Origin of the sequence: Streptomyces massasporeus, from assembly GCF_014648995.1 — a bacterium.
Lineage (GTDB): Bacteria > Actinomycetota > Actinomycetes > Streptomycetales > Streptomycetaceae > Streptomyces > Streptomyces massasporeus.
The window spans coordinates 56,546-79,596 of record NZ_BMSE01000010.1; the positions used below are offsets into that span (position 1 = coordinate 56,546).

Genomic DNA, 23,051 nt, shown 5'->3' on the forward strand with positions numbered 1-23,051 from the left:
CTCCCTGGTCAGGGCCCATCATGCAAGGCCGCGCGGGCCGCGCCGCACCCGGGTGTCCGGGGACCGGGACCGCGGGGGCGCGCCAGGGGGCCCCTGGGCGCCGGGCACTTGTCGGGTGAGAGACAATGGAGGCTCTGTCAGGGCGGGTTGTATGAGGGGACGCATGTCGGAGGCGGAGCGGGCGGGCACATCTCGTCAGGACACTCGTCAGGACACCAGGGAGCGTCTCCTCGCGGGGCGTTACCGGCTGGGCAAGGTGCTCGGCCGCGGGGGCATGGGCACGGTGTGGCGCGCCGAGGACGAGACGCTGGCGCGGACGGTCGCCGTCAAGGAACTGCGGTTCCCGACGAACATCGACCAGGAGGAGAAGCGGCGGCTGATCACACGGACGCTGCGCGAGGCCAAGGCCATCGCGCGGATCCGCAACAACAGCGCCGTGACGGTCTTCGACGTCGTCCAGGAGGACGACCGGCCCTGGATCGTGATGGAACTCGTCGAGGGCAAGTCGCTCGCCGAGGTCATCCGGGAGGACGGCCTGCTCGAGCCCAAGCGTGCCGCCGAGGTCGGGCTCGCCGTCCTCGACGTGCTGCGGTCCGCCCACCGCGAGGGCATCCTGCACCGCGACGTGAAGCCGTCGAACGTCCTGATCTCCGACGACGGCCGGGTCGTGCTCACCGACTTCGGCATCGCCCAGGTCGAGGGCGACCCGTCCATCACCTCGACCGGCATGCTCGTCGGCGCGCCCTCCTACATCTCCCCGGAGCGGGCGCGCGGGCACAAGCCGGGCCCGGCGGCCGACCTGTGGTCCCTCGGCGGGCTGCTGTACGCGGCGGTGGAAGGCGCGCCTCCGTACGACAAGGGGTCGGCCATAGCGACTCTCACGGCGGTGATGACCGAGCCGCTGGAGGAGCCGAAGAACGCGGGTCCGCTGAAGGACGTCATCCACGGGCTGCTCACCAAGGACCCCGCGCAGCGGCTCGACGACGCGGGTGCCCGGGCGATGCTGAACTCGGTCCTGCACGCGCCCGAGACTCCCGAGCCGGAGCCGATGGACGCCACGAAGGTCGTGCCGCTGCCGGCGCAGCCCGACAGGTCCTCGCGCAAGGGGGGGTCGTCGGGGTCCGGCGGCAAGCGGGGCGAGGAGGCCGGGGAGCGGTTGCGCGGGGCGCTGCGTTCCGTGCGCAAGGCCGCCTCGGGTTCGGCCGCCGCGGGAGCCGCCGCCGCGTCGGCCAAGTCCGGTACCGCCGAGGCCTCCTCCGGGTCGGCCGGCACGGCCTCCTCCGCGTCGGACAGTGCTGCCGGCCGGAGCGGGACCGCGGGTGCGTCGCCGGCGAAGCCGGGCTCGGGGACGGACGCCGCCGCCGGTGAGCGTGGTGCGCCGGAGACGAAGACGGCCTCCGGGGGGCGGAGTTCGGGATGGCCCGTGGTGCCGCCGCCGGACCTGCCGCCGAGGCCCGTGCCCCGGGCACCGCTCACCGACGTGGTGCCGCGCCGGACCCTGATGATCATCGCGGTGGTCGTGGTGCTCGCCGTGATCGGCACCGTGCTCGCCATCGTGCTCAGCGGTGACGACAAGGGATCGAAGGGCGCCTCCGGCGAAGGTGGCGGGAAGACCGTCGCCACGGCGTCGGACGGCGCCGACACCAAGGGCGACAAGAGCGACGGCACGCGCACCGACGGCGCCGAGACGGAGGCCACGCCGTCCGGGTCCGCCTCGAACAGCACGCCCACCGGCCAGTCGGGCGGTTCCTCGGACGAGGGCGGATCCCGCGGCGGGAAGGGCACCGCGGCGGAGTCGACTCACCAGGGGAACCAGGGGTACTCGATCGGTCTGCCCAAGGGCTGGAAGTTCCAGTCCACGGCTGCGGCGGGCGACCGCTTCACCGGGCCCGACGGGCAGAAGCTGCTCGTCGCCTGGACGTCCACGCCCAAGGGCGACCCGGTGGCGGACTGGAAGAACCAGGAGCGCTACATGGTGCGCGCGCAGTACAAGAAGATCCGTATAGAGAAGGTGGATTACCGCGGCTGGAACACCGCCGACTGGGAGTTCACCTACACGGACGGCGGCACCAAGTACCGCACCATCGACCGGGGTTTCGTGGTCGACGGCAAGTACGGGTACGCGTTGATGTACACGGCCAAGGCGGCAGGCTGGGGCGGCGACTTGCGCAAGGAGACGTGGCGGACGCTCACGCAGACCTTCGAACCCAAGTCCTGAGCATGGGGCGCCCCGGGATTGGGGAGTGAGATCTGGCATCCCCGCATTGCGGGTTGCCTGCGGCACGTATCGTAAATGTTTGCGGACCGTGCGCAGCCGAAACGGACCGCGGGGCGAACGGATGTGACCGACCGGGCTGCCGGGGGAGGCAACGTGGACGACTACGCGGGTCGGGTGCTGGCCGACCGCTACCGCCTGCCACTGCCGCCGTCCGACGAGTACGAACTCACCGAGACCCGGGCCTTCGACACCTACAGCGGACAGGAAGTCCTGGTTCGGCAGGTGCCGTTGCCCGAGGTGGTCGAGGCCGAGGTCCTCGACGCGGAGGGGCTGCCCGACGGCTTCACGGCACGTGACGGTGGTACCCGGCGGTCCGGCACCCGGGCGGGCGCGGGCACCCGGCGGCCCGCGGATCCGGTGGTGCGACGTGCGGTGGAGGCGGCGCAGGCCGCTGCGGCGATTCCCGACCACCCCCGACTCGACCAGGTCTTCGACGTGTTCGCCGAGGGCGGTTCGCTGTGGATCGTCAGCGAGCTGGTGGCCGCGCGCCCGCTGGCCGCGCTGCTCACCGAGAAGCCGCTGACGCCGTATCGCGCGGCCGAGGTGGCTTCCGACGTCCTGATGGCCCTTCGCGTGCTGCACGCGCACGGCTGGGTACACCGGAACATCACCGCACGGACGGTGCTCGTCTGCGACGACGGCCGGGTGATGCTGACCGGGCTGGCGGTGGGCGCGGCCGAAGAGGCGCTGTGCGGGTACGACCCGGTGCCCGAACCGCCCTTCGAGGGGTCAGGGCAGGAGTCAGGGCAGGAGCCGGGGTCGCAGGGCGGCGGTGCCGGGCGGGCCCGTGGCGTCGGCGGCCCGGGGGGTTCCGGGCCGGGCGGTGGCGCCGGCGGCGCCGGTGATCCCGAGGCGGCGCGGCGCGCGGCCATAGAGGCCCGGGAGGCCAGGGGACTGCCCTCGGCCGGGGGCGAGAGCGCGGGCGGCGGTTCGGTCGTACCGGTGCGTGGGCCGGTGGAGGGCAGCGGGGACCCGCGGGCGGCGCGTGCAGGAGCGATCGCGGCCTACCGGGCCGGTGCCCGGGCCGCCGCACGGGTGCAGGAGGCACAGCAGGGCGGGCGGGCCGCACTGCCCGGAGCCCGCACCGACCCGGACGCCGGCGCCAACGGTTCGGCGCAGTCGCCGTACATCCCCGGACAGGGCACTGCCCCCGGGGCCGTACCGCCCGGGCGGATCGCCGACCCCTACGGCGTGGGCGGCCATCCACGGACGACGGCCTGGCACGGTGCGTCGCCCCGCGGCACGACCGGCGGGGCGACGGCGGCGCAGGGCCGCGAGCAGGCGGCGCTCCCCCCGGCCCCGGACACCGCGGCCCACGGCGAGCCCACCCGGTGGGACGACCTGGTCGCCGACACCCCCGCACCCCGGCGCGGTCCGGCCACGGCGCTGGCCGCCGAGCGGGCCCGGCAGGCGCGGATGGCCGTGGTCGGGCCCGTGACCGAGCGCTGGGCGCCCGAGCAGGCGGGGCCGGTGCACGAGAACTGGCAGCTGGCCGCGCCGATCGGTCCCGCGACCGACCTGTGGGCGCTCGGCGCGCTGCTCTTCAGGGCCGTGCAGGGGCATGCGCCCTACCCGGAGGAGTCGACGGCCGAGCTGGTGCAGATGGTGTGCGCCGAGCCGCCCGCGTACGCCGAGGAGTGCGGGCCGCTGCGGCCAGTCGTGGAGTCGCTGCTGCGTCAGGACCCGACCGAGCGCCTCGACTTCGAGGAGGTGCGCGGCTGGCTGCGCTCGCTGGTGCGCTCGGCGCCCGAGCCGGAGGCCGGGGTGCACGTGGTCGCCGCGCCGCCCGTCGACGCCAGGCGGCTGCCCGTCGTACGGCGCCGGGGCGAGCTCGTGCGCCGGCGGAAGGCCGGGTTGCCCGCGCACCACGGGCGGCACAAGCGGGCCAAGCAGGAGTCCGGTTCGCCGCGCCGTCTGGGCCGTACCCTGCTCGTACTGGTCCTGCTCGCGATGGCCGCGGCGATCGCCTACGCCATGCTCTTCATGCCCAAGGCGAAGAACGAGGGCGCGGACGGAGCCGACCGCACCGGAGCCGCCGGTGAAGTCAGTCAGGCGCCCGAGCCGGACGCCAGCAGCGAGCCCCGGCCCGACCAGACCGCGCCCGGCCCGGAGAAGAGCCCGTCGTCGTCGGCCGGCACCACCGAAACCCAGACCACCGGCCCGGACGTCGCCGACGGCTTCACCTTGCGCAAGGACTCGGCGGGCTTCCAGGTCGCCGTCGCCAAGGGCTGGGACCGCACTCCACGCAACGGCAGCGGCCAGGTCGTCTACTCCAAGGGCGACTTCGAGCTCATCGTCGTCGCGGGCCGGGACAGCGCGTCGTCGTACGGCAGTGATCCGATGGCCTACCAGCGGGAGCGGGAGCGCGAGTTGCAGCCGTACCGCGACTCCAGCTGGGCCACCTCCACCGGGCTGAAGACGATCGAGGTGGGCGGACGGACCATGGCCGAGGGGCAGTTCACCTGGACCGGCGGCGACGGGGGCGAGCTGTACGTGCGCAACCTGGCGATGCTGGTCGAGGGGCGCTACCACGTGGTCCAGGTGCGCGGCCCGGAATCCGAACGGGACGAGGTGACGCGGCTGTACGAGCAGGCGGCGGCGACGTACAAGGCCACGGGATGAGCGACCGGCGCGCCGCCTGTACGCCGCAGTTCACACTCTGGTTGCCTCACGTCCCGGCAGGCGACAACCGTCACAGTGCGGTCACCGTGGTACCCCGCTTGTTCCCTGGTTGAGGGCGGGTCCTTACGCTGACCCTGTCAAGACCATTGCGGGGCAACGTGAATCAGATGCAGGGCCTGCTCGTCGCGGGCCGCTACCGGCTGGCCGAATCCATCGGCAGTGGCGGCATGGGCCGGGTCTGGCGTGCGCATGACGAGGTGCTGCACCGGTCCGTCGCCATCAAGGAGTTGACGGCCGCCCTCTACGTCTCGGAGAGCGAGCAGGCGATCCTGCTGGCGCGCACCCGGGCGGAGGCCAGGGCGGCGGCGCGCATCAACCACTCCGCGGTCGTCACGGTGCACGACGTGCTGGAGCACGACGGCCGCCCGTGGATCGTGATGGAGCTGGTCGAGGGCCGCTCCCTGGCCGACGCGGTCAAGGAGGAGGGGCGCGTCGAGCCGCGCGAGGCGGCGCGCATCGGCCTCTGGGTGCTGCGGGCCCTGCGTGCCGCGCACACCGCCGGCGTCCTGCACCGCGACATCAAGCCGGGCAACGTCCTCCTCGCACACGACGGACGCGTACTGCTCACGGACTTCGGCATCGCCCAGATCGAGGGCGACACGACCATCACGCGCACCGGAGAGGTCGTCGGGTCGGTCGACTACCTGGCGCCCGAGCGGGTACGCGGCCACGACCCGGGACCGTCCTCCGACCTGTGGGCCCTGGGCGCGACGCTCTACACAGCGGTCGAGGGCCGGTCGCCGTTCCGCCGCACCACGCCGCTGACCACCATGCAGGCCGTGGTGGAGGAGGAGGCCGCCGAGCTCCAGCACGCCGGTCCGCTCACGCCCGTCATCATCTCCCTGCTGCGCAAGGACCCGAGCACCCGGCCCGACGCGTCCGAGGCGGAGCAGATGCTCGCCGAGGCGGCGGAAGGGCGGCGGCCGAACGGGGCGCAGGCGTACGTGCCCACGCAGTACGGCGGGGCGACGCCGTACCGGGACTCCCACAGTGGCACGGGGACGGCCGCCACCGGCACCTCCGGCACCGGCCCCGTCGGCACCGGCTCGGGTTCGCACACCCGGACACCGCTCCCGCCGCTGGCCGGCACCCCGGCCACCGGGACGTCCACGGCCGGCACTCCGCCGTACGGCCCTACCGGCTCCACCACGATCGGCCCGGCGGCTACGGGCCCGCAGCCGGCCGGTACGGGCAGGCGCCGCAGGCTGCGCACCCTCGCCCTGGTCGTCGCGCTCGCGGCCGTCATCGGCGGGGGTACGGCCGTGGTGCTCCAGCAGTGGCACCAGAACCGGCAGGGCGACTCCGGCACGTCGGTCTCGACGACGGAGGGGCCGGGGGGATCGGTTCCGGACAGCTGGATCCGCTACGACGACCCGGCCGGGTTCAGCCTCTACCTGCCGAAGGGGTGGAAGCGCACGCCCTTCGGCCCGCAGGGCGAGCTCAAGCAGATCGACTACTCACCGGACGACGGACGGCACTTCGTCCGGATCGCCGTCGACACATCACCGGACTTCGCCGACGCCAAGTCCCACCAGGAGGATCTGGAGCAGCAGGTCCAGAGGCTGGTCGACTACAAGCGGGTGACCATGGAGGAGAACATCTACCGGGACCGGAAGGGCTCGCTGTGGGAGTACACCTGGACGGCACTGGCCAAGGACCCGCCCTACGTCGCCGGGCCGCGCCACGCCATCGAGGAGACGTACTTCTCGCGGGACGGTGTCGAGTACGCGATCTACATGTCCACACCGCAGAAGGACTGGGCGAAGACGAGTAAGCAGTTCACATGGGTGCTGCAGGGCTGGCGGGAGAAGACCTCCTGAGGCGGGGCCACTTCTGACGTAGGCCGACGGGGGCTGTCTGTTTCGGCCACCCGCACCTCGCCGCCCCGGAGCGCTTCCGTCCGTTGGGGCATGATTGCCGCATGGGGACCGAGGGGCACAACAGGCGTGTCATCGCGGGCCGGTACCGGCTCGAGGAGAAACTCGGGCGCGGTGGCATGGGTGTGGTCTGGCGGGCCACCGACCAGTTGCTCGGTCGGAGCGTGGCGGTCAAGGAGCTCCCCTACGACCCGACACTCTCCGCGGCGCAGGCGCGCCGGCAGCGGGACCGTACGCTGCGCGAGGCCCGGGCCGTCGCCCAGCTGAGCCACCCGCACATCATCGTCGTCCACGACGTCGTCGAGGACGAACGCCCCTACATCGTCATGGAGCTGATCGAGGGCGGCTCGCTCGCCGACCGGCTCGCCCACCGGGGTCCCGTCGACGCCGCCGAAGCGGCCCGCATCGGCATCGCCCTGCTCGGTGCGCTGGGCGCCGCGCACGCGGCCGGGGTGTTGCACCGCGACCTCAAGCCGGACAACGTGCTGCTGGAGACAGGCACCGACCGGGTCGTCCTCACCGACTTCGGCATCGCCCAGGTCGCGGGCACCCCCACACTCACCGAGAACGGGTCCTTCGTCGGCTCGCCCGAGTACACCGCGCCCGAGCGGATGTCGGGGTCCAGGACCGGGCCCGAGTCCGACCTGTGGTCGCTGGGGGCGCTGCTGTGCGCGGCCCTCAGCGGGGAATCGCCGTTCCACCGCGACTCGTTGGGCGGCATCCTGCACGCGGTCGTGGTGGGCGATATCCAGCCGCCCGCGCAGGCCGGGCCGCTCCTGCCCGTCGTACGCGGTCTGCTGGAGCGCGATCCGGACCGGCGGCTGGACGCGGAGCGGGCGGAACGGATGCTCCGGGTCTTCCGTGACACGGGCCGCACCCCTGTGTCGCCGCCCGCATACGCGCCGACGGTGGGTGACGTACCGCGCGGTGGGCCGCAGCATCCCGTCGGCCGCCAACCGCCCGCGCCGCCGGTGGGCGTGCCCGCTCCGGACCGGCCGGAGGAACCCTTCTTCCGGCAGCCCACGCGGCGCCTGCTCATCGCGGCGCTGCTGGTCGCCGCGATGGCGGGGGCGGGGGTGTCCGCGGCGGCACTGCTCAGGGAGGAGAGCAACGGGGACGGCGGCCCCGTGCCGGCGAGTTCCGCACCGACGACGCCGACGACGCCGACGACGCCGAAGGCACCGAAGACGCCGACGGCCCGGCCGGCCTCCCCGAGCGCGCCCGCGCCCACCCCGTGACGACGGCCGAGCCCCGCACCGCACCGCGACAAAGGGGGCGATAAGCCCCCTCCGACGTCACGGGTCGGTGACCGGCTCGCGTCCTTTGTGGATCCGCGGGCGGTTGGCGCGATATGGATGAACCCATGAGCAACAACGGGGGAGCCCGATCCGGGGCCGACGAGCCAACGAGTTTTGTACTGCAACCGCCGAACCAGCAGGCGCCGGTGCCGGGCAATCCCTACGCCACGCCGGCCGCGTCACCCACCCGGGTCGTGCCGCCCCAGGCGGCCCAGTCGGCCCAGACCTCCGAGGATCCCGGTGCGGGGCGGCTCATCGCCGGACGCTACCGGCTGCTGGCCAAGCTCGGACACGGCGGCATGGGCACGGTGTGGCGCGCCAAGGACGAGACGGTGGACCGCGAGGTCGCCGTCAAGGAACCTCGCGTCCCCGAGCATCTTCCCGAACGCGAACGATCCAACGCCTTCGAGCGAATGCGCCGCGAGGCCCGGGCGGCGGCCCGGCTCGACCACCCGGCGGTGGTCGACGTGCACGACGTCGCAGTCGTGGAGGACCAGCCCTGGATCGTGATGGAGCTGGTGCGGGGCCGCTCACTCGGTGACGCGCTCCAGGAGGGCACCCTGTCCGCGCGCGAGGCCGCCCGGATCGGCCTTGAGGTGCTGGGCGCGCTGGAGGCCGCGCACGCGGCGGGCATCCTGCACCGCGACGTGAAACCGGACAACGTGATGCTCGGCCGGCACGACCGGGTCGTCCTCACGGACTTCGGGATCGCCCAGATAGAGGGCGAGACCAACCTGACCGACACCGGCGGTTTCGTCGGCTCTCCCGAGTACATAGCGCCCGAGCGCGTGCTGGGGCAGCGCCCGGGGCCCGCCAGTGACCTGTGGTCCCTCGGTGTGGTGCTCTACGCGGCGACGGAGGGCGTCTCCCCGTTCCGCCGCAGCAACACCCCCGCCACACTCCAGTCCGTCCTCAACGCCACGCCCGCACCGCCCGCTTCGGCCCAGGGCCCGCTCGCCGAGGCCATCAACGGCCTGCTGCACAAGGACCCGGCCCGCCGCCCGAACGCCGCGCGGGTGCGGGCCCTGCTGGAGGCGGCCGCGAATCCGCCCGCCGCCCGGCCCACGCAGGCCGTGCGGGTCATGGGCCCGGGCGAGGGCGGCCGGGGCGTCCGGCTCGGCCGGAAGGCCTGGACCGGACTGGGTGCCGCGGTCGTCGCGGCGGCGGTGACGGCGTACCTGGTGATCGCGGACCCGTTCGCCGGGCCGCTGCCCGAGGGCTGGGAGGTCAAGCAGGAGAAGGACCTCGCCGCGTCGCTCGCCGTCCCCGCCGAGTACCAGCGCACGGTGCCCGACCGGAAGTCCGACCAGGACCACTGGGTCACGTACACCGACTGGAGCGGCAGCATCTGGATCGGCCTGACCCTGGAGAAGAAGGCCGAGGACACCGGCGGCAACATCGCGGGCTCCGCGGCCGCCGAGATGTACGACGACGACACCCGGTTCAAGGAGAGCGGCAGCTACGAGCTCGACATGGACGAGGGGCCGAAGAAGTCGGATCCCAGGGTGACCACGTACCGGGACAAGAAGGCCGCCCGGAACACCGTCCCCTTCAGGACCGACGACAGCGAGAACCCCCGCCCCCGGGAACTCCAGATCTTCTACTACCGGACCCCCGGCGGCGACATGTACAAGCTCACCGTGAGCTACCCGGGCAAGGGCGACTTCGTCGAGCGCGGACGCGAGGTGGCGAGCGCGGCCATCGCGAACCTGGACATCGACAAGACCTGATCCCGGTCCGTCCAACTGCCGTGAAAACGACCCGCGTCGACAATCAGGCGCCGCGCGGGGTACTGATGGGGCATGAGTAACGACGGGGGCGGGACGGACGACGCCCGGGGCCGAATGGTCGGCGGGCGGTACCGGCTGATCGAGCGCATCGGCTCCGGCGGCACCGGCACCGTCTGGCGGGCCCACGACGACCTCGCACAGCGTGAAGTCGCCGTCAGACAGCCCCGGTTGCCGGGCGGCCCGGACGACGAGGGCCACCGGCGGGCGGCCCACCGGCTCCACCGTGAGGCCCGGGCCGCAGCCCGTGTCGACCATCCCGCCGCCGTCACCATCCACGACGTGGTCGTCGAGGCGGAGCAGCGGGACGAACGACCCGGTCCCATAGGCCCCGACGAACTCGACGCGGCCGAGGCGCTCGACGGGCTGCCGTGGATCGTCATGGAGTTGGTACCCGGGGAGTCCCTGCGCGAGACACTCCGACGCGGGCCGGTCGACGTGCGCGAGGCCGCCCGGATCGGTCTCGCCGTGCTCGGTGCCCTGCGCGCCGCGCACTCCGTCGGCATCGTGCACCGGGACGTGAAGCCCGCCCATGTGCTGCTCGGCCCGCACGGGCGAGTCGTCGTCACCGACTTCGGCATCGCCCACGTCCAGGGCGAGGGCTTCCTCACCGCGGGCGGGGAGTCCGCCGCGGACTCGCTGGAGTTCGTCGCCCCCGAGAGGGTGTCCGGCCGCATCGCGGGGCCCGCGTCCGACCTGTGGTCGCTGGGTGCCCTGCTGTACACGGTCGTCGAGGGCTCGTCCCCGTTCCTGCGGGCCACGCCGGAGGCCACGCTCGCCGCGATCCTCGCGGCCGAGCCGCCCGAACCGACGCGGGCCGGCCCTCTCGGGCCGTTGATCGCACGACTGCTGGTGCCGGACCCCGAACAGCGGCCGGCCGCCGAGCAGGTCGCGAAGGACCTGGAGGCGGCGGCGGGACCGGTACCAGTACCGGCACCGGCCGAGCGGCCGCAGCCGGCCGAACCCATACGCACCCCCGACGCCCCGGTGTCCGCTGCCGTGCCCGCCGGTCAGCCCGCCCCGGTGCCGGCTGCCGTGCCCTCCGGACAGCTCGACCCCGTGCCCGCCCCCGCGCCCTCCGGACACCCCACCTCCGCCCCCGCGCCCTCCGGACGCCCCACCTCCACCCCCGCGCCCGCCGCCCAGGACAGCCCCCCGTCCGCCCCTCGCCAAAGCCTCCTCCGCCCCGGCCCCCTCGCCCTCCTCTCCGCCTTGCTCGCCGGTGGTATAGGGGCCGTCACCCAACTCGCGGAGCCCAGCAGCGCGGAGAGCGCCGGGCAGGCCGCCGACGTGGCCGACGCCTGGATCCCGCACCCCGAGCCGGACCTGGCGGCCGTGCTCCACCTCCCGTCCCACTACCGCCCGCTCGGCCGGACCGGCAGCGCGACCGACCAGCCCCGCACCGTGCTCTACGGCGACGAGCGGACCGGCACGATCCAGGTCCGTCTCCTCTCCTGGGACAGCGCCCCGGCCACCCCGATGGACCAGGCCAGGAAGGCGCACGACACCCAGGGGGAAACGCGGTACACCCGCACCACCGTCCAGGGCCGGGAAGCCGCCCTCGCCGACACCACGTACCTCCGGGGCGACACCCCGCGACGCGTCATGCGGCTGATCGCCCGCAGCGGCGACGACCGCATGTACGAACTGCGCGTCGACATGACCAAGGGCACGCCGGAGGAGGAGGAAGGCACCTCGGTGTTCGAGGGGGTCCGGGCGCGGCTCGGCAGCGCCCCGGGATCGTAAAAGGCCGAATCACCTCAACCGGTCACCGCACAACGTCCTGATCAGCGCGTTTGTTGCCAGCAGTCACTGGCGTCGTGTGTGCACTCGGTGAAGCCGTATTACCGACGGGTACCCAAAGCCTGCGTCGCGGCATACCCTGCGCCTCATGACGGACGCGCAGGCCGCCGAGAAGACGGCAGAGACCGGCACGGCACAGACCGGCACGAACCCCCTCGCCCCCGCCCCGGAGGGCGCCCGCACCGCGGCGGACGTGGTCACGCCCGAGCTGGTCGCCCAGCTCACCAAGGGCGTCGCCGGCTCCGGCCGGACCGCCAACCACACGCCGTTCACCGGTGAGAAGCTGGCCGACCTCCCCGAGTCGACGCCCGAGGACGTGGCGAAGGCCTTCGAAGCGGCCCGGGCCGCCCAGACCGTGTGGGCGCAGACCCCCGTACGGCAGCGCGCCGCCGTCCTGCTCCGCTTCCACGACCTGGTGCTGGAGCGCCAGGCCGAGGTGCTCGACCTCATCCAGCTGGAGACCGGCAAGGCCCGGCTGCACGCCCACGAGGAGGTCCAGGCCGTCGCGGTCGCCGCCCGGCACTACGGCCGCAAGGCCCCCGCCTACCTCCGGCCCAAGCGGCACGCAGGCGCCATGCCGACTCTGACGAAGGTCACCGAGCTGCGCCACCCGCGCGGTGTCGTGGGCCAGATCGCCCCCTGGAACTACCCCCTGGAGCTGTCGGTCGGCGACGCGCTCCCGGCCTTCGTCGCGGGCAACGCCGTCGTCATGAAGCCGGACACGGAGACCTGCCTGACCGCCCTGTGGGCCCGTGACCTGCTGATCGAGGCCGGACTGCCCGCCGACGTCTTCCAGATCGTCCTCGGCGACGGCCCGGTCGTCGGCCCCGAGGTCGTCCGGCACGCCGACTACGTCTCCTTCACCGGCTCCACCCGCACCGGCCGCGAGGTCGCCCAGGGCGCGGCGGCCCGGCTGGTGGGCGTCTCGCTCGAACTCGGCGGCAAGAACGCCATGCTGGTCCTGGAGGACGCCGACATCGAGAAGGCTGCGGCCGGCGCCGTCCGCGCCTGCTTCTCCTCCGCCGGCCAGCTCTGCATCTCCATCGAGCGGCTCTACGTCCACGAGTCGATCGCCGACGCCTTCCTGGAGCGCTTCGCCGCCCGCACGAAGGCCATGCGCCTCGGCACGTCCCTGGCGTACGGCGCCGACATGGGTTCCCTGGTCGGCGAGCGCCAGCTCGACACGGTCACGCGGCACGTGGAGGAGGCCGTCGCCAAGGGCGCGAAGGTCGTCGCGGGCGGTGTGGCCCGCCCCGACATCGGCCCGTACTTCTTCGAGCCCACGATCCTCGACGGGGTCGTCACGGACATGTCCGTCTGCGGCGAGGAGACGTTCGGCCCGGTCGTCTCCGTCTACCGCTTCACCGACGAGGACGAGGTCATCGAGCGCGCCAATGCCACCGCCTACGGCCTGAACTCCTCGGTCTGGACGAAGAACGGCCGCCGCGGCCAGGAGGTCGCCGCCCGCCTGCGTACCGGCACCGTCAACATCAACGAGGGCTACGCCCCCGCCTACGGCAGCGTCCAGTCCCCGATGGGCGGCATGAAGGACTCCGGCCTCGGCCGCCGCCACGGCTCCGAGGGCATCCTCAAGTACACCGAGGCCCAGACGGTCGCCCACCAGCGCGTGCTCCCCATGGCCCCCTCGCTGGGCATGGACGACGAGAAGTACGCCCAGTTCATGAGCCGCAGCCTGCGCCTGATGAAGGCGTTCCGGTTCCGGTAGACGACCCTCGCTTCAGCCACTCAAAGGGGAGACGGCACGTGCCTCAGGACGCTTACGACTACGACGTCATCGTCGTGGGTTCCGGCTTCGGCGGCTCGGTGACCGCCCTGCGCCTCACGGAAAAGGGATACAAGGTCGGCGTCCTGGAAGCCGGCCGCCGCTTCACCCGCGAGACCCTCCCGAAGAACTCCTGGGACCTCAAGAACTACCTCTGGGCCCCGAAGCTCGGCATGTACGGCATCCAGCGCATCCATCTGCTGGGCAACGTCATGGTCCTGGCCGGCGCGGGCGTCGGCGGCGGCTCCCTGAACTACGCCAACACCCTCTACGTCCCGCCGAAGCCGTTCTTCGAGGACCCCCAGTGGCGTGACATCACCGACTGGCAGGACGAGCTGGCGCCGTACTACGACCAGGCCCGGCGCATGCTGGGCGTACGGCTCAACCCGACCATGACCCCCTCCGACGTGCACCTGAAGGCCGCCGCGGAGCGCATGGGCTGCGGCGACTCCTTCCACATGGCCCCGGTCGGCGTCTTCTTCGGCGACGGCGAGGACGCCGACGGCTCGGCGAAGGCCAAGCCGGGCCAGGAGGTGCCCGACCCGTACTTCGGCGGCGCGGGCCCGTCCCGCAAGGCCTGCGCGGAGTGCGGCGAGTGCATGACCGGCTGCCGCCACGGCGCCAAGAACACCCTCAACGAGAACTATCTGCACCTCGCCGAGAAGGCCGGAGCGGTCGTCCACCCCATGACCACGGTCGTGTCGGTCACCGACGACTCGCGTGGCGGCTACGCCGTCGCCACCCTGCCCACCGACGACCGCGGCAAGAAGAAGGGCCGCACCTACACGGCTCGGCGGGTGGTCCTCGCCGCCGGCACCTACGGCACCCAGACCCTCCTGCACCGCATGAAGGCGGGCGGCCGGCTGCCGTACCTCTCGGACAAGCTGGGCGAGCTGACCCGCACCAACTCCGAGGCCCTGGTCGGCGCCCAGACCGACGACCGGCGCTACCGCAAGGCGCACGGCGTGCCCAAGGCCGACTTCACCCGGGGCGTGGCCATCACGTCCTCCATCCACCCCGACGCCAACACCCACATCGAGCCGGTCCGCTACGGCAAGGGCTCCAACTCGATGGGCGGCCTGTCCATCCTCCAGGTGCCGTACGCGGGGACGAACTCGGGCAGCTCGCGGGTCCTGGGCTTCCTCGCCAACGCGGCGAAGCACCCACTCCTGGTGCTGCGCTCGCTGTCGAACCGCCGCTGGTCGGAGCGGACCATCATCGGCCTGGTGATGCAGTCGCTGGACAACTCCCTGACGACCTACGTGAAACCGTCGGGTGTCGGCCGCGGCCTGCTCACCGCCCGCCAGGGCCACGGCGCCCCCAACCCCAAGCAGATCAAGGCCGCCACGGAGGGTGCGTCGGCACTCGCCGCCGAGATCAACGGCTTCGCGGGCTCCAACGTCGGCGAACTGATGGGCACCCCGCTCACCGCCCACTTCCTGGGCGGCTGCCCGATCGGCGACTCCCGCGAGTCCGGCGTGATCGACCCGTACCACCGCCTGTACGGCCACCCCGGCATCTCGGTCGTCGACGGGGCCGCGGTCTCCGCCAACCTGGGCGTCAACCCGTCCCTCACCATCACCGCCCAGGCCGAGCGGGCGATGTCCTACTGGCCCAACAAGGGCGAGGAGGACCCGCGCCCGCAGCAGGGCACCTACGAGCGTCTCCAGCCCGTCGAGCCCAAGTTCCCGGCGGTCCCGGCGGAGGCGTTCGGCGCGCTGAAGCTGCCGTTCCTCGGCATGCCGGCCGTACCGCCGAAGAAGTAACCGGCATCCTTCACCGGGAAGCCGAAGAAGTAACCGGGACCCTCACCAGGAAGACGACACAGAAGAGGGACCTGCGCCCCCCTCCGAGCGCAGGTCCCTCTTCTGCTTGGTGCAACGGCCTGTCGGCCGCTACGGCTTACGCCTGGACGCCGGCCTTGCGGCGACGGACCACGAAGATCGCGCCGGCACCGGCGACGACCGCGGCACCGCCGACCAGGCTGATCATCGGCAGGGCGGAGCTGGAGCCGGTCTCGGCGAGGCTGCCGGTGACCTCCGGCGTGTTGCCGCTCGGCTTCTCGTCGGTGACGGGCGCCTTGCCGCCTTCCTGCGGCTTGGTGCCGTCGGTGTCCGTACCGGCGGAGACGATCTGGAACTTGTACGACACGTCACCGAAGCCGGTGCACTCGGCGTCGTTGTCGCCGTAGATCGTCGCGCCGAGCGAGAAGCCGGCGCCGACCGGGGCGGACTTGCTGACGTTGAGGCGCAGCGGGATGTCGACCTCGTACTCGGGCTTCAGCTCGTCGGTGTAACCGACGTAACCGACCGCGTAGCCGCCCTCGTTGAGGTCGACCCAGGTCTTGTCCGCGGGGTCCCAGGCCTGGAGCTGGACCTGCTTGCTGGTGAACAGCTCCTCGCCGTTCTTGTCGGGGGAGGCCCCGGCGAAGAAGTTGAGGTCGTTCAGCGTGGAGTCGGAGTTGTTCAGCACGTTCAGCGAGAACTTGTGCCAGCCGCTGCCCGCCGCGATCTTGCCGGGCAGGCCGGAGATGCTGACGTCGACCTTGGTGTCCTCGCACACCGACGGCTCGGGGTCGGGGGACTCCGACTCCTCGGGCTCGGAGGCGCTGGGCGCCGGGGAGGACTCGCTGGCGGACGCGCTCGGCGAGCTGGACGTCTCGGGAGCGGACTCGCTCGTGGACGTGCTCGGAGCCGGCGACGTCTCGGGAGCGGACTCGCTCACCGACGGCGAGGGCGACGTCTCGGGAGCGGACTCGCTCACCGACGCGCTCGGCGTGGGCGTCGTTTCGTCGGTCGCGTACGCGGCCGGTGCCGCGAGCAGTGCCACCGGGGCTATGACCGCCGTAGCGGCCGCTGCTGCCATGGCGCGGCGAAGCTTCATGAAGACCTCGGAGAGTCCGGCGTACCGCAGGATGCGGTACGAACGTTGGGGGAGGCCTCCGCGTGTGGGGCGCGGGAGTGGCCCTTGGTTCGGCAGGTTTGATCCGTGAAACCTGTGAATGGTTGTGCTGGCATTCACAGAATTCTTATGTGGGCTGAGTCACACATGGGACCTTCTTGTGAAGGCGCTCACCACCCGCTTAGATCTTTGCTTCGTGTCTGAAAAGCCGTCCGACGATCAGCCGTCGGCCTCGGAGATCCCCGACGACGTCTGGGAGCAGTTCACCCGCGACACCGAGCGGGACATCCGTTCCTCCGCCCCGAAGGAGCCGTCCGCGCGGGCGCGGATGGTGACCGAGCGACTGCGTGAGCAGGACGCCCGGGGTGACGTGCCTCCCGGGTGGCGAACGGGCCCCGCGTGGCAGGAGATGAACGGCCGTGCCGCCCGGCGCCGCACGCTGTGGGCCGTCCTCGGTGTGGTGGTCACCGCCGCCGTGGCGCTGGTGGCCCTGAAGCCGTCGCTGCTGCCCGGCGACCCCTTCGGCACCGGGGAGTCCTCGGCCGCGGAGGCCTCACCGCTCCCCGACGAGACGGCGGCTCCCACTGCCGCTCCGGGCGCGTCGGACGCCGAAACCCCCACCCTGGACCGGCCCTTCGCCGGCTCCCCGGCCGAGCGCTGGGCCGACGGCGAGGCCGGCATCGTCCTTCCGGAGGCGAAGGCCGTCGGCGCGGTCTCCGCGGACCGGGTGGAACAGGCGCTGAAACTGACGAAGAAGCTGCTGGTCGGAGCCAACCTCGACCCGAAGACGGTACGCGGGGCACGCCCCGAGGCCGCGCTCTCCGTGCTCGACCCCGAGCAGCCCGAGCTCCTCGACGATCTCGGCACCGGGCTGCGCTCCCCGAGCAGGAAGCACGACCCGGTGACGCTGTTCAGCCGCTTCGACCCCGACAAGGTGCGGCCGGCCGGCGACGTGATCAAGACCCGCGGGCGCATGACGTTCAAGAAGGGCACGCAAGGAGGCGTGGCGGTACGCGCCGACTACACCTTCGTCTACCCCGTAGTCCGGGCGGACGGCCCCACCGAGGTAACCCGCACCATCGTGCGCCGGGTCCTCGACGTCGAAGTCGCCGACCCGGCCCGCTACAAGGTCACCCCCGGCCGCCTGCTCCTGATGGACTACGACCAGGAGATAGGCAACTCCTCCTGCTTCGTCTACGACGGCTACCTGCACCCGGAGTTCCCGTCGAGCAGGTCCGCGGGCCCTGACCCGAGCGGCCCGGCGACGGACCCGTACGACCGGAGCAAGCCCATCGAGCACGGCGACAGCGGCGACTGCGGCACGGTGACCCGCACCTGAGCGGAGCGAAGAGGCCCGCGGGGAGCCGCTCGCGGGAGCGGAGCGAAGGGCCCTGCGGGGTGGAGCCGCAGGGCCCTTCTTCTCGTCAGCACCGACGTCAGGGCAGCGCCGGTGCCTGGAGGCGGCGCCGGGGGGTGGCGCCGCTGGTCTGCACCTTTGGCAATGTGGGCAATGCGGGTGTCTGCGGGGGGACTTGGACTGTGTACGCATCGTGCTGGATGAACGCGGCGCCCGCAACCGTTTGACCCAGACTTGTGCATTTATGCAAGGTCCGCCGGTCGGCCCCGGGCGTCCCCGGAGCCGACCGTTCTCTTGGGTGACCGGGCTGCTGTCCCCTGCCGTCCGGTCACTTCCCTGGAGCGAGGTCCCACGACGCACGGCACGATCCGTGCGTCTCATCGCCCCAGTGAGCCACGCGTGGTTCTCTCGGGCCCGCGCCTGGCTGGCACGGACACCGGGACCAACGAAAGGGCCCGGGGGCGGTCACGTGCCGTACGGGTGAGAGGAATGCGCACGTCTGTCCCGGGAACACGCTTCCCGGGCCCGTCGGCCCTGCCGGACTCGACCGGGCGGCTTCAGATCTTGCCGCGGCACAGCTCCAGCAGGGTCATCGCGAGCGCGGTGCCCGGCTTGCCCAGCGCCTCCCTGTAGTGGCCGAGGACGTCCATCTCGCGGGAGAGGTTCACGCGCCGGCCGCCGGAGGCGATCCGCGCCTCCTGGACGACGGCGGAGACGGCCACCCGTTCCTGGATCAGGCCGATGATCCGGTCGTCGAGCGCGTCGATCCGCTCGCGCGCTCCGGTGATCACGTCGGCGGCCTCGGGAGTACGGGCGCCGGTCAGGTCGATGGTGGTCACAGGGGGCTCCTCTGGGTGTGAGGCTGCCCCGGGGCGGCAGGGCCCGGACGACGACAGGCGCCCCGGGCCTTGTCGGCCCGGGGCGCCTGGGAAGTCGCTTGTCAGTTGCTCAAGCAGCACGACCATGGCGTCCGGCGGGCCGGATGCCATAGGTAAAGACGAACGTCTGGTGCTTGAACATGGGGGCAAGTATGCACCGCCCCCGGGGGCCGTCCAAGCCGGTTCGCATCCTGAGACGGGGCGCTCCTCCGGTGCACGGAAGGAGCCCGGCCGCCCCCCGGTAGAATCGGGTGGCACAAGACCCCCGCCCCACCGCCGGAAGGCACCCCGTGTCATCAGCGACTCCCGCTGCCACCGCCGCCGACACCGTCCTGGTCGTCGACTTCGGCGCGCAGTACGCCCAGCTCATCGCCCGTCGTGTCCGCGAGGCGCGGGTCTACAGCGAGATCGTGCCGAGCACCATGCCGGTCCAGGAGATGCTCGCCAAGAACCCCGCGGCGATCATCCTCTCCGGCGGCCCCTCGTCGGTCTACGCGGAGGGCGCGCCCAGCCTGGACCGCGAGATCTTCGAGGCCGGCGTCCCCGTCTTCGGCATGTGCTACGGCTTCCAGCTGATGGCGAGCGCCCTCGGCGGCACCGTCGACAACACCGGCGCCCGCGAGTACGGCCGCACCGACCTGCACGTCTCCAAGGTGTCCTCCACCCTCTTCGAGGGCACCCCCGCCGAGCAGCCCGTCTGGATGTCGCACGGCGACGCCTGCTCCGCCGCCCCCGAGGGCTTCTCCGTCACGGCCTCCACGGACGTCGTGCCGGTCGCCGCCTTCGAGAACGACGAGAAGAAGCTCTACGGCGTCCAGTACCACCCCGAGGTGATGCACTCCACGCACGGGCAGCAGGTGCTGGAGCACTTCCTGTACCGGGGCGCGGGGCTCACGCCGAACTGGACGACCGGCAACGTCATCGAGGAGCAGGTCGCCGCGATCCGCGAGCAGGTGGGTGACCGGCGCGCCATCTGCGGCCTGTCCGGCGGCGTGGACTCCGCGGTCGCCGCGGCCCTGGTCCAGAAGGCCATCGGCTCCCAGCTGACCTGCGTGTACGTCGACCACGGCCTGATGCGCAAGGGCGAGACCGAGCAGGTCGAGAAGGACTTCGTGGCCGCGACCGGCGTGCAGCTGAAGGTCGTGGACGCCGAAGAGCGGTTCCTCAAGGCGCTGGCCGGGGTCTCCGACCCCGAGGAGAAGCGGAAGATCATCGGCCGCGAGTTCATCCGGGTCTTCGAGCAGGCCCAGGCCGAGATCATCGCCGATGAGGGCCCGGCCGTGGAGTTCCTCGTGCAGGGCACGCTCTACCCGGACGTCGTCGAGTCCGGCGGCGGCACCGGCACGGCCAACATCAAGTCCCACCACAACGTGGGCGGCCTGCCCGAGGACCTCGAGTTCCAGCTGATCGAGCCGCTGCGCAAGCTGTTCAAGGACGAGGTCCGCATGGTCGGCCAGGAGCTCGGCCTGCCGGACGAGATCGTCCAGCGCCAGCCGTTCCCCGGCCCCGGCCTCGGCATCCGCATCGTCGGCGAGGTCACCAAGGAGCGCCTGGACCTGCTGCGCGAGGCCGACGCCATCGCCCGCGAGGAGCTGACGGCGGCCGGCCTCGACCGCGACATCTGGCAGTGCCCGGTGGTCCTGCTCGCCGACGTCCGCAGTGTCGGCGTCCAGGGCGACGGCCGCACCTACGGCCACCCCATCGTCCTGCGCCCCGTCTCCTCCGAGGACGCCATGACGGCCGACTGGTCGCGCCTGCCGTACGAGGTCCTCGCCCGGATCTCCACGCGGATCACCAACGAGGTGAAGGACGTCAACCGCGTCGTCCTCGACGTGACCTCGAAGCCGCCGGGCACCATCGAGTGGGAGTGATCCCCCTGCTTAAGTGCGCTTGATCGTGCGCAGGGGATCGCCGGGCGTCCAGACCTGGACGACGAGATACGTGTCGTCCTCGACGTAGGTCCGTACGACCTCCGTCAGCTCGGTGCGGAAGAGGTGGAACGGCTCCGGCGGTTCCACCTCTTCGACGTATCCGGCCTTGGTCTCCACGTCGTCGACCTCGACCGCCCGGCCGCTGATCCGGACGTCGCCGCCGCCCATGCCCGTACCCTCCCCGGGGTTCGCCTGGAGCGCGAAGCGCGGGTCGCGGCGCAGGTCGAGGGCCTTGAGCGAGTCCGGCATCATGCCGAGCCACAGTTCGCCGTTCAGGAACCGCACCTCCAGGCCGCTGGTGCGGGGCGAACCGTCCTTGCGGAGGGTGGCGAGGATGTGGTGGGTGTAGGCGCCGAAACGCTTCTCGACGGTGCCGGCCAGATCCGGTTCGGCGGTGACGAAAGCCGCCCAGTTCGCTGTCATGACACGAGTGTCGCGCCGAAACCCGACATCTTCTGTCGGCTATTCGTGGGGTGGGGGAGCCAGGGGGCACACGAGTGGGCACAGGGTGCTCACAGGGGCGCTCGTGTCATCTTCACGATTCGCTTCTGTTCTTCCCGGTCTCACGGACGGTAATTTCCGCCCGTACGCAGAACCAGTGCTGGAGGACCTATGAGCGGGCCCACCCCGCCCCTGCCGCTGCCCACCGACCGGCTGCGGTTCGCCATGCCGCCGATGCACGAGTCGGTCGAGGACGAGCGCCGGCACCGCAAGGAACGGCTCGCGGGCGCCCTGCGGATCTTCGGCCGGCTCGGCTTCGAGGACGGCGTCTCCGGGCACATCACCGCCCGCGACCCGGAATTCACCGACTGCTTCTGGGTCAACCCGTTCGGGATGCCCTTCCGGCACGTCACCGTGAGCGACCTCGTGCTCGCCAACCAGGACGGCCAGGTCGTCGAGGGCGGCTACCACGTCAACCAGGCGGCCTTCACCGTGCACGCCCAGGTCCACGCCGCCCGGCCCGACGTGGTCGCCGTCGCCCACTGCCACTCGGTGCACGGCCGGGCGCTCGCGGCCCTCGGCGAACTGCTGGAGCCGATCACCCAGGAGAGCTGCGCCTTCTACGAGGACCACGCCCTCTACGACACGTACACGGGCGTCTCCGTCGACGCGGAGGAGGGGCGGCGCATCGCGGCCGTCCTCGGCTCCCGCAAGGCGCTCGTGCTGCGCAACCACGGGCTGCTGACCGTCGGCGACTCGGTGGACGCGGCGGCCTGGTGGTTCGTGTCGATGGAGCGCTCCTGCCAGGTGCAGCTGACGGCGCAGGCGGCCGGGCGGCCGGTCCGGATCGATCACCGGATGGCCGTGGCGACACGGGAACAGCTCGGCGGCGACCTCGTGGCGTGGATCAACTACCAGCCGATGTGGGAGGACGTCAGCCGGAGTGAGCCCGGTCTGCTGAGCTAGCCGGAGCCCCCTCAGAAGCCGCGCAGCACCACTGCCTTCGTCCGCGCGAACTCCTCGTCCGTGAGGATGCCGTCGCGGTGGAGCCGGCCCAGCTCGCGCAGCCGGCGCAGGAGCACGTCGTGGTGACCCGAGGCCGGGGGAGGTACGGGAGCGCGGGAGGGGAGCTCGCCGTTCCCGGAGGCGGCGCGCGTGGACGGGTGCGGCAGCCGGGCGGTGACCGCCGCGGCGACGAGCGCGGTGAGCAGGTCCCGGCGGGCGCTGCCCCACAGGTCCAGGGCGTACGGGTCCTTCTCCGGCGGCAGTTTCGAGAACTCCGTCTCACGGGTCACGAAGCGCAGGGAACCGTCCTCGTGACCGGTGTGCGGCAACCACTCGACCTGCACGAGGTCGCCCATGCTGATGATCCGCGGGCCGGTGGCGCGTTTGACCCGCTCGGAGGTGTCGGCCCAGTCGATCCGCACCCGGGTGCCGTCGAAGGAGACCGTTCCGTCCGAGGTGCGCACCGAGACCGGAACCGGCGGGCCGGGCAGAAGAAAGGCCGTTGCGGGCTCCTTCGGGACCCGGTCGAGCAGCAGCGCGCGGCGGATCTCCTCGGCGACGTACTCGGCGACCCCCGTCCGGTCGGCGTCCACCGTCAGCCGGTAGGGATCGGCATCCTCGGGCAGCCGCCCGCAGGTCGCCTGGAGCAGGGGGTCGGCGCCCTCACGCAGCCGCAATCGCAGCCGCCCACCCCTGCGTTCGGGTTCCAGCACGATGCCGGAGACCGCCGCGAGCGGCACGGCGATCTCTCCGTACGTCTGCCGGAACAGCGGCACGGAGCGGTGCAGACCGGGCGTGATCCGGACCGTGTCGCCGTCGAAGGCCCAGGTCCCGTCCCGCTGGATGATCTCGGCCATAGAGGAATTCTCCCAGCCGGGTCAACACGGCACGCCGAACTTCACCCGTGTTGACCAGAGGGGGCGGACGGGAACCGGGTGGTGTAGGGCACAATTCGCTGTCGTCGCACGGGAGTTGTACAGCGGTGTTTCCGGGGTCCGGAAGGCCGGCGGTGGTTGGGTCGCGGGAAGGC

At 72.2% G+C, this 23,051-nt stretch carries 15 protein-coding genes; 11 read left to right on the forward strand and 4 right to left on the reverse strand.

All coding sequences use genetic code 11. The features are described 5' to 3' along the window. The first annotated feature begins 163 nt into the window (after window positions 1–163). The 8 genes from IE153_RS22215 (at window position 164) to IE153_RS22250 (ending at window position 15,274) form a co-directional block, all read left to right on the forward strand. Complete coding sequence (locus tag IE153_RS22215) at window positions 164–2,218, forward strand: serine/threonine-protein kinase (protein ID WP_189591587.1); 2,055 nt, start codon at window positions 164–166, stop codon at window positions 2,216–2,218. A gap of 153 nt (window positions 2,219–2,371) precedes the next feature. Continuing rightward, complete coding sequence (locus tag IE153_RS22220; protein ID WP_229829110.1) at window positions 2,372–4,900, forward strand: serine/threonine kinase C-terminal domain-containing protein; 2,529 nt, start codon at window positions 2,372–2,374, stop codon at window positions 4,898–4,900. A 167-nt stretch (window positions 4,901–5,067) separates the two neighbouring features. Beyond that, the gene (locus tag IE153_RS22225) at window positions 5,068–6,780 is read left to right on the forward strand and encodes a serine/threonine-protein kinase (protein WP_189591589.1); all 1,713 of its coding nucleotides are present in this window, start codon (window positions 5,068–5,070) and stop codon (window positions 6,778–6,780) included. A 101-nt stretch (window positions 6,781–6,881) separates the two neighbouring features. After that, window positions 6,882–8,075, forward strand: a complete 1,194-nt coding sequence (locus tag IE153_RS22230) for a serine/threonine-protein kinase (RefSeq protein ID WP_189591590.1) — start codon at window positions 6,882–6,884, stop codon at window positions 8,073–8,075. 125 nt (window positions 8,076–8,200) lie between these two features. Next, window positions 8,201–9,865, forward strand: coding sequence for a serine/threonine-protein kinase (locus IE153_RS22235; protein WP_189591591.1), 1,665 nt, complete (start codon window positions 8,201–8,203; stop codon window positions 9,863–9,865). A gap of 72 nt (window positions 9,866–9,937) precedes the next feature. Beyond that, window positions 9,938–11,668, forward strand: coding sequence for a serine/threonine-protein kinase (locus IE153_RS22240; protein ID WP_189591592.1), 1,731 nt, complete (start codon window positions 9,938–9,940; stop codon window positions 11,666–11,668). Window positions 11,669–11,813: 145 nt separating this feature from the next. Continuing rightward, complete coding sequence (locus tag IE153_RS22245) at window positions 11,814–13,451, forward strand: succinic semialdehyde dehydrogenase (protein ID WP_189591593.1); 1,638 nt, start codon at window positions 11,814–11,816, stop codon at window positions 13,449–13,451. 38 nt (window positions 13,452–13,489) lie between these two features. Continuing rightward, window positions 13,490–15,274, forward strand: coding sequence for a GMC family oxidoreductase N-terminal domain-containing protein (locus tag IE153_RS22250; RefSeq protein WP_189591594.1), 1,785 nt, complete (start codon window positions 13,490–13,492; stop codon window positions 15,272–15,274). Between the two features lie 136 nt (window positions 15,275–15,410). On the opposite strand, the gene IE153_RS22255 is transcribed toward IE153_RS22250, so the two are convergent. Then, window positions 15,411–16,391, reverse strand: coding sequence for an LAETG motif-containing sortase-dependent surface protein (locus IE153_RS22255; protein WP_189591595.1), 981 nt, complete (start codon window positions 16,389–16,391; stop codon window positions 15,411–15,413). Window positions 16,392–16,605: 214 nt separating this feature from the next. Between IE153_RS22255 and IE153_RS22260 the strand changes: the two genes are divergently transcribed. Continuing rightward, on the forward strand, window positions 16,606–17,748 hold the full coding sequence (locus IE153_RS22260) for a hypothetical protein (protein ID WP_189591596.1): 1,143 nt from the start codon (window positions 16,606–16,608) through the stop codon (window positions 17,746–17,748). Between the two features lie 575 nt (window positions 17,749–18,323). On the opposite strand, the gene IE153_RS22265 is transcribed toward IE153_RS22260, so the two are convergent. Further along, window positions 18,324–18,605 (reverse strand): chorismate mutase, encoded by a 282-nt coding sequence (locus tag IE153_RS22265; protein ID WP_189591597.1) that lies wholly within the window; start codon window positions 18,603–18,605, stop codon window positions 18,324–18,326. A 329-nt stretch (window positions 18,606–18,934) separates the two neighbouring features. On the opposite strand from IE153_RS22265, the gene guaA reads away from it, so the two are divergent. After that, window positions 18,935–20,515: a glutamine-hydrolyzing GMP synthase gene (gene guaA / locus IE153_RS22270; RefSeq protein WP_031108517.1), complete on the forward strand. Its 1,581-nt coding sequence runs from the start codon at window positions 18,935–18,937 to the stop codon at window positions 20,513–20,515. A gap of 9 nt (window positions 20,516–20,524) precedes the next feature. Here guaA and IE153_RS22275 read toward each other — a convergent pair whose 3' ends face one another. Then, window positions 20,525–20,998: a pyridoxamine 5'-phosphate oxidase family protein gene (locus IE153_RS22275; protein ID WP_189591598.1), complete on the reverse strand. Its 474-nt coding sequence runs from the start codon at window positions 20,996–20,998 to the stop codon at window positions 20,525–20,527. Window positions 20,999–21,187: 189 nt separating this feature from the next. On the opposite strand from IE153_RS22275, the gene IE153_RS22280 reads away from it, so the two are divergent. Then, window positions 21,188–21,982, forward strand: coding sequence for a class II aldolase/adducin family protein (locus IE153_RS22280; protein WP_031108514.1), 795 nt, complete (start codon window positions 21,188–21,190; stop codon window positions 21,980–21,982). A gap of 11 nt (window positions 21,983–21,993) precedes the next feature. On the opposite strand, the gene IE153_RS22285 is transcribed toward IE153_RS22280, so the two are convergent. Beyond that, window positions 21,994–22,878 (reverse strand): DUF4429 domain-containing protein, encoded by an 885-nt coding sequence (locus IE153_RS22285; protein ID WP_189591599.1) that lies wholly within the window; start codon window positions 22,876–22,878, stop codon window positions 21,994–21,996. Window positions 22,879–23,051: the final 173 nt, after the last annotated feature.